The organism is Streptomyces sp. NPDC041784 (assembly GCF_055591025.1).
The window spans coordinates 22,373-30,502 of sequence record NZ_JBVJAB010000055.1 but is presented as its reverse complement, the minus strand read 5'-3'; the positions used below and the strand labels follow the sequence as shown (position 1 = coordinate 30,502).

At 68.4% G+C, this 8,130-nt stretch carries 4 protein-coding genes and 1 pseudogene; 3 read left to right on the top strand and 2 right to left on the bottom strand.

Features of this window, described 5'->3' with window-relative positions:
• The first annotated feature begins 660 nt into the window (after window positions 1-660).
• Both ACZ6D7_RS45640 and ACZ6D7_RS45635 read left to right on the top strand, forming a co-directional pair.
• Entirely contained in the window at window positions 661-1,662 is a 1,002-nt protein-coding gene (locus ACZ6D7_RS45640) for a DUF6192 family protein (RefSeq protein WP_469504441.1), read from the top strand.
• Window positions 1,623-2,357: pseudogene (locus ACZ6D7_RS45635) on the top strand (IS5 family transposase); the annotation flags it as partial. The gene ACZ6D7_RS45640 and the pseudogene ACZ6D7_RS45635, both read left to right, overlap by 40 nt.
• Before the next feature lie 34 nt (window positions 2,358-2,391).
• Here ACZ6D7_RS45635 and ACZ6D7_RS45630 read toward each other — a convergent pair.
• A complete protein-coding gene (locus ACZ6D7_RS45630; protein WP_469504438.1) occupies window positions 2,392-3,165 on the bottom strand; it encodes an alpha/beta fold hydrolase in 774 nt (257 codons plus the stop codon).
• A 2-nt stretch (window positions 3,166-3,167) separates the two neighbouring features.
• The gene (locus tag ACZ6D7_RS45625; protein WP_469504436.1) at window positions 3,168-3,341 is read right to left on the bottom strand and encodes a hypothetical protein; all 174 of its coding nucleotides are present in this window, start codon (window positions 3,339-3,341) and stop codon (window positions 3,168-3,170) included.
• A 247-nt stretch (window positions 3,342-3,588) separates the two neighbouring features.
• Here ACZ6D7_RS45625 and ACZ6D7_RS45620 point away from each other — a divergent pair, with 247 nt between their 5' ends.
• Window positions 3,589-8,130: a DNRLRE domain-containing protein gene (locus tag ACZ6D7_RS45620; RefSeq protein WP_469504433.1), complete on the top strand. Its 4,542-nt coding sequence runs from the start codon at window positions 3,589-3,591 to the stop codon at window positions 8,128-8,130.

The following is an 8,130-nucleotide window of genomic DNA, read 5'->3' as shown; positions in this document are numbered from 1 at the left end:
ACCAAGCAGAGCCGCCTCCACAGACCCACCAGCAACACTCCGAGAGACAGAATGAACCAACTCAAAGCACAGCATTCAAGATGAAAACGACCTCTCAGTGAGTGTTTTTGAACTCTGGCCGTGAGGTGCCTACCGCTGGATGATCTGGTTCGTGGCGGATGGCGGGACGGCTCGGCGGTACTGCCGGGAGTGCGGTGATCCGTTGCCGGTGTCGATGGCAGCGGAGGCAGTGTTCTGCTCGGGCCGGTGCAGGTCACGACGGTGGCGGAGGCTGCGGCGGACCCGGCAGCGAGTGATCGCGATGCAGCGGGGCGAGTTTGCGGTGTGCCCGGTGTGCGGTCGTTCGTGGACGGTGGGGGTGGAACGCTCGGCATCGGCTGTGTACTGCTCGGACCGTTGCCGGGTGCGGGCCTGCCGTCATCGGCAGGCGTCGCGGAACGGCGTTACGGAAACAGTGTAGGCGAACGCCTCGGTGTCACCACCAACACGCCTTGTTTTGCAGGCGAGGTGATGTCGAATGGCGGGTGCTTCGAGCGCCCCCGGTTCACGCTCTGCCTCCGCGTGTCGCACCCGCGCCACCGTGAGTGATGACCGGGGCCGGCTGTCTTCTCGGCCGCGCGTGGGTGACCGGGCCGGACCCGGGACAAGGCGGTGGCCATCATGACCGAGCGGATCGGGAACATCACCCGGCAGCGTTACGAACAGCTCGTCACCCAGGCCAGGGACCTGATTGCGCAGGTCGCTCGCGCCCAGTTCTCCTTAGGCGACATGGCGCTGGAGATCGAGCCCATGAGGGCGGTGGGCGGGTCGATGCCCAACGGCACGGAGGACCTGTTCACCGTGACGGAGTCGCTGCAGATGTTCGCCGACGACATCGGGGTGGAGCGCCGGACGGTGGAGGACTGGCGATACACCGCCAATCGGTGGCCGAAGGAGAGGCGCAAGGAGGGCGTGTCGTTCACGGTCCACCGCATCCTGGCCTCGGTCGTCGACGAGGACGAGCGGTGGGCGGCGATCGAGGACGCCCCGTTCAACCCACGTACCGGGGCCCGGCAGTGGACGCCGGACGGCGCGAAGCGGGTCGTCGGCCAGCGAGTTGAACGTCCCGTGACGGTCGACGAGAAGGTCCAGGCCGTTGCCGACCTGACCCGCGACGACGAGGTGGCCGCCCAGGTGGCATCCGATCTGTTCAAGCGACCGGAGGTCACCGAGCACGTCACGCCGGCGGAGAGGATGCGGGTCGTCACCGAGCTGACAAGGGATGACAGCGTCGCTCTGGAGGTGACCACCAGTCTGCTGCGCAGGCCGGCGGTGGCCCGGACGGTGATGCGTGACGACACGGCCCGCATGCTGGTCAACCGGGCCCAGTTCGACAACTCAGAGGAAACGCGTGAGCGGATCAGGGAGACCACCCCGGCCGTCCGCAAGATCGAGCACACCATCGAGTACCTCGACCTGGTCGGCTCTTGCCACAGCTTCGTGGCCACCCTCGGCCGGCTGGTTCCCCAGCTGCGCGGGCAGGAGTTCACCGACGACGAGCGCGAGACCGTCCGTCGGCAGATCGGCCGGGTCCGTGCGGCGGCGGACTGGCTCGAAGGCGCCCTCGACAATGGCGAGTTCACCCTCGACGAGCAGCTGACCCAGCTCCTCAAGGGCGAGTAGGCGATGGCCCGTCGCACGTCGACAATGGCGCGAAGTGGCGCGCTCTGCCCTCCGACTTCCCTCCGTGGGAGACGGTTTACGGGTTTTTCGCCCGATGGAACCGCCGAGGCGTGGTCACCTACATCCGTGACTAGCTCCGACGCCGTCTCCGCACCGGCCTGGGACGATGCCCCTACCCTGTCACGCTGATCATCGACTCGCAGTCCGTCAAGGGTGCCTCCACGGTGAGCCGGGTGACCCGCGGCTTCGATCCCGCGAAACTGATCAACGGGCGGAAGAGACACGTCGCGATCGACACGCAGGGCTTCCCCGTGATGATCATGGTGACGCCCGCCGACATGCAGGACCGCGACGCCGCCCGCGAACTGCTCTGGCGCCTTCGCCTCACGCACCCGCAGATCACCCAGGTCTGGGCCGACTCCGCCTACGCCGGCCAGCTCGTCAACTGGGCCGAGGACTTCCTTCACATCACCCTCAAGACCGTCTCCCGCCCCAAAGGCGCCAAAGGCTTCGTCGTCCTTCCGCGCCGCTGGCGCGTCGAGCGCACACTGGGATGGATCATGAACGCCCGCCGCAACGCGCGGGACTACGAACGTCTTCCCCAGCACAGCGAAGCCCACCTGAACTGGTCGCTCATCACCATCATGAGCAGGAGGCTGACACGCAAGGGCCACACCAGCGGCTGGGAGAAGAAGACGGGCCCGATGCGGAAACCCTGACTGACCACTCTCACCCAGCCGCGCACCTCGCGAGAAATGGACGGATGACCGGCAAGGTGAGATCGATTCGCAGGAAAGTGTCGAAGTGCCCGCAGTCAGGCAGTTCAACGAAGGTGGCGCCTGAGATCTGATCAGCGGTGTCCTGGATCGCCTTGAGCTGGGGGTCACGGTCCCCCGCGAGCAGAAGTACGGGCACTGGTGTCTGAGCGAGCTCGCCTAGGACGCCGTCGCGGCTGGCGAGGGCGACGGTCAACGCTGCCAGAGCATGCGGATCGGCCGTCAGCATCGCTGCACGCATCCATGCTGGGAGCGAGCCCTGACGCTCCAGCACGTCGATGAACGGCGCGGTCCCCTGAACGCGGAACAGCTCGGCTTCCCGCTCAACCTCGCCGGGAGCGGCGATGACGCGGTCGGCATGGGCTCCGCCAACGATCAGTCCGGTCAGCCGTTCGGGATGGCGAGCCAGCAGGTTGAGGCCGACGATGCCGCCCATCGATGCTCCCCAGAACGCCGCCCGCGACATGTTCAGCTCGTCGAGTACGGCAGTGACGTCCTCGACTTGACGGTCGATCCGGTAACTGTCCACGTCGTGGGGTGCATCGCTTCCACCGTGACCACGGGCATCGATAAGGACAAGGCGATGACTGCTGGCGAGGGCGTCGACATAGCCGGCCGACCGCCACGTGGTGCGGTCTCCGAAAAATCCGTGCAGCAGCACCAGCGGCAGTCCGCTGCCCACGGTCTCGAAGACGATCTTTACTCCGTCGCCGCCGGTGACCTGCATGGCTACTCGACCTCCGACGCAATAGGAGTTGCCTGGTGGAAGTACAGGTGCCAGCCCGTCTCCGTCAGCCGCCACAAGGAACTTCGCCAGGCCCGACGCCCCTGGTTCTCGGCGAAGTACGTCAGATGAACGACGCCGGGAGCCAGAACCACCCCGGACATCTCGCTGACCTGCACGGCCGAACTCCCAGACGCGGGGCATGGGTTGATCTCTGAGCTCTTCGAGAATGATCGGTCAAGTGTGGCCGTCAGGAGCGGGGCGATTCCTTCTCGTGCGGGCCTGACCTGCACATTACCTTAAGATCATCCGATCTTTAACTAGGATGGCTGAAAGGTTCCCCTGTGTACCACTCCGCGCCGGTCCCCCCGGTCCCTGGTGGGCGAAGACCTCGCCCGGAAGCAACGAGCCCTGGCGGCTGCCCTGTTGGCCGCTCTCGTGTGCACCTCGCTGCCCCTGCTGAACGAAATCGCGTCCGCCGAGGACGACGTCCCGGCCGCCGATACCCCGGCGGTGCAACAGGCGACCAGTGCCCGCACCGAGATAGTCTCCGAGCGCACCGACTCGACCACCACCTGGGCCAACGCCGACGGGACGACCACCGTCGAGGCGTACACAGGCCCGATCCGGGTCAAGCAGTCTGACGGCGGCTGGCGGCCTGTCGACACCACCCTCGTGGCCGAGGACGGTGTGGTGCGGCCGAAGACCGCGGCTGCGGACATCACTTTCTCCGGTGGCGGCTCGGGCGAACCGCTGGCCGAGGTATCCCGGGGTGGTCGTACCCTCGGCCTCGACTGGTCCGGCAAGCTGCCCGAGCCGCGTCTGGACGGTCCAACCGCCGTGTACCCCGGTGCCGTCGAGGGCGGTGACCTCGTAGTGACCGCCCTCAAGGAGGGTTTCTCCCATTCTGTCGTTCTTCACGAGCGCCCTGACGGCCCGGTCAGCTACCGGCTGCCCATCTCAGCCGACGGCCTGACTCTCCACGAGACCGCCGACGAACGGCTGCGCTGGAGCGACAGCAGCGGCCGCACGGTGGCCACCGCGCCCCTGCCGGTTATGTGGGGCTCCGGTGAGAAGCGCGCCTCCGGTGAGCCCGAGCACCTCGCGGCCATCGACGTCACGATCGAGCAGGACGCGCACAACGGCGACCAAGTCCTGGTCCTGAAGCCCGACGAGGAGTTCCTCGCCGACCCCGAGCTGGAGTACCCGGTCACCATCGACCCGACCGATTCCCTGCTCGGCCCGGTGACCGACACCTGGGTCCAGTACGACGACTACCTCACCTCGCAGCGCGGTTCGACCGAACTGAAGGCCGGTACCTACAACGGCACCGAGAAGGCCCGCTCGTACCTGAAGTTCGACGTGGCGAAGTATGCGGGCAAGCACGTCCTGGACACCGACCTGCGGCTTTACTCGTACTACTCGTCCACGTGCAGCACCAGCGGCTCCGGCAATCAGGTACGCCGTATCACCGCGGCCTGGGACCCGTCGGCCATCACGTGGGCCGAGCAGCCGACGACCACCTCGACCGGTGCCGTGACCTCCACCGCAGCCAAGGGTTACAGCGCTAGCTGCCCAGCCGGGCATGTCTCCTGGGACATCGACGGGATCGTTCAGGCTTGGGCCGACGGCCAGCCGAACTATGGCGTGCGGATCGCGGCTGTCGACGAGACAGACCCGCTGACCTGGCGCCGCTACCACTCGGCGAACCAGACGGACGGCTCGCACAATGCCGCCTACGAGCCTTCCCTGACGGTCACCTACAACTCCAAGCCCGGTACCGCGACGGCCGTCTCTCCGCTGTCCGGCACCTACACCGCGGACGCCACGCCGACTCTGTCCGCCAAGGCCACCGACGCCGACGGCCAGCAGGTCACGCTGACCTTCGAGGTCTGGGCGGCGAACGGCACCACATCTCTGCAGTCCGGCACGTCCGCCTCGGTGGCCTCCGGGGCGGTGGCGACACGCACGGCCGGCACCCTGGCTCCAGGTGACTACAAGTGGCGGGCCAGGGCCTCCGACGGCACCGACACCGGGGCCTGGTCGGCGTGGCAGACATTCACCGTCGACACCACCGTTCCGTCCACGCCCGCCATCACCTCCACCAGCCATCCCTCCGCGTCGGCCTGGTACAACGCCACCACCTTCACGGGCACACTCGCCGCGACCGATGCCTCCGGTGTGACCGGATACGCCGTCAAAATCGACCAGAGCCCGACGACCGCCGCCGGAACCACCGTCGCGCAGACGACGGACAGCGTGAACTCGTCCGGGCGCACCGACGGCACCTGGTGGGTGCACGCGGCCGCCCAGGACAAGGCGGGGCTGTGGTCCCCAACCGTGCACCGTGGCTTCAACGTCGACGCCACCGCCCCGGGCGCGCCCGGCGGTCTGGTCTCCTCCACGCACCCCGTGTCGAGCAGCGCGTACGCCGATCGCACCGCGTCGTTCAGCTGGGCGTCCCCCGCCGACCTGTCCGGTGTCGCCGGTTACGTGGTCAGCGTGGACCGTGTCGCGGACACCGTGCCGGCCACCACCGGCACCGTGCAGACGTCGGCGGAGTTCACCACCACCGTCGACGCGGACGGCATCTGGTATCTGCATGTGCGGGCCAAGGACGAGGCGGGCAACTGGTCGTCCACCGCCGCGCATCTGCCGTTCCGGGTCGACATGACGCTGCCGCCGAGCCCGGCGATCAGCTCGTCCACACACCCGGACCAGACGAGCGCGTACAAGAGCGGCTCCTTCAGCGCGACCTGGACCGCACCCTCCGGTGCCTCCGCGGGATACAGCATCGTCGTCGACGGCACCGCCGACACCGTGCCCGACAGCACGGCCGAGACGACGAGCACCTCGTACACCACGACCCGCACCGAGGACACCTGGTACCTGCACGTACGCGGCATCGACGGTGACGGCACAGGTGGGGCGACCTCGCACTACCGGTTCACCATCGACACCACCGCGCCCGGCGCCCCGGCCGTGACCTCCGTGGCCTACCCGCCGGACGCCTGGGCCGGCGGAGCAGAGATGACCGGGATGTTCACCCTGACGCCCGATGGCACCGACACCCGCAGCTTGACGTACTCGGTAGACGGCGGCACCGCGCACACCGTCGCCACCAACGGCGGCCCGGTGGCGCTGCCGATCACCCCGGCCACCGACGGCAGCCACCAGCTCACCGTCACCGCCACCGACCGCGCCGGCAACGACTCGGCCGAGACCGAGCGCGCCTTCCACGTCGGACGAGCTGCCGTGACCGCGCCCGCCAACGGCGAGGTGCTCATCGGCTCGGTCGACCTCGCGGTCAGCGCCCCGGCCTCGCTGACGGACGTCACCTTCCTCCACCGGGCAGCTTCCGCCGACCCGTGGCAGGTCATCCCGGCCTCCCAGGTCACCCGTGCCGACGGCACTGCCGTCGCCTGGCCGGTGCCGCTCACCGGCGGCTCGGCGCCGAAGCTGCTGTGGGACACCTCCTCCCTGTCCGGCAGCGGCGACCGGCAGATCGGCGCCCGATTCGGCGGCGCGTACGCCCCGCCGGAAGCCGAAACGGTCTCGGCAGTCGTCGACCGCGTCGAGGTCATCGAGGGCGGCCAGGGCGACGACATGCCGGAGTCGGAACCCGCCCTGGCCTACGCCCTGGAGCAGGCCGAGGCCCGTGCAGCGGAGAGCCCCGACGCCTTCGCCCCGCCCTACGTCGACCCATCGACGGGTGAACTGGTCGCGCCGGTCGTGGAGCCGGCCTCGGCCGACGAGGCGTCCGCCCCGATCCAGGTGACTCAGGCCCCCGCCGACGAGGGCAGCGGAATGCCCGCCGAGGACACGGCGGACGACACCAAGCCCGACACCGTGACCACCGAGGCGCAGACTCCGGCGCCGCCCGCCGACGGGTCCGTGGAGACCACCGGCGAGGAGTCGTTCGCGATGCCCGAGGACACCACGGAGATCACTCCCGCGCCTGACGGGCCGACCGTCACCGAGCAGGTCGCCCCACGCACCGAAGTGGTGGAGCACAGCGTCACCGCGCTGGAGTCCATACGCGACGAGGTCCTCCAGTTGTCGGAGGCGGAACTGCCAGGCGTGGGCGGACTGCGCGTCGCGTCCGTGGACGCCACGGAGAACCGTGTCGTCGTGGGGACCGAGACTGCTGCCCCGGCGCTGATCACGGCCCTGGGCGAACGCTACGGCACCGACACCGTGGCCGTGCAGGTCACACCCGGGGCCGACGCGCTGGAACCCCAGGCGACCCACTACAACGACACCTCGCCCTACTACGGCGGGGCGCGCATCTACTCGCAGGTGACCAACACCTCGGCGAAGTGGTGCACGGCGGGATTCCCCTGGAAGTACAACGGCAAGTGGTACATGGTGACCGCGGGCCACTGCACCTCCGGCAACGGGGCCATCCTGAACCCCCGCCAAACCGACTACATCGGCCCCGTCGTCCGCGACAACTGGAAAAACGGGTACGGCTCGGTGAAGCTCTCCGGCCAGAGCTACTACTCAGGCGACCTGGCGTTGTACCGGATCAACAGTGACGACAGCTTCGCGACGGCCCGGATCTACAAGGGCGACAAGGACTCCAGCTCGTCCCGGCCCGTCGTGGACTACTGGCGGCGCTGGGCGCAAGAGGGTGACCCCGTCTGCACGGGCGGCATGATGACCGGCGAGCAGTGCGGCTGGAAGGTGACCGACACCCAGGTGACCATCGACTACTCCGGCGGTACGACGGGCAAGAACATGGTCGTCGCCAAGAAAACATCCGGATCCTGCACCATCAACGGTGACTCCGGCGGTCCGGTGTACACCATCGACAGCGCGGGACGGGCCCGCGCCAAGGGCATCATCTCCGGCGGCGGTGGCGGCGGCAGCGACGAACGCGGCGGGACGTTCGACCCCTGCTGGCTATATTTCACTGACATCGGGCTGGCCAACAGGGCCTTCCCCGGCACGGTAGCGAGGTACTGA

Bases quoted from the DNA above. Each gene is read 5' to 3' on its own strand.
- ACZ6D7_RS45640 (WP_469504441.1), top strand. From the start codon at position 661: ATGACCGAGCGGATCGGGAACATCACCCGGCAGCGTTACGAACAGCTC.
- ACZ6D7_RS45630 (WP_469504438.1), bottom strand. From the start codon at position 3,165: ATGCAGGTCACCGGCGGCGACGGAGTAAAGATCGTCTTCGAGACCGTG.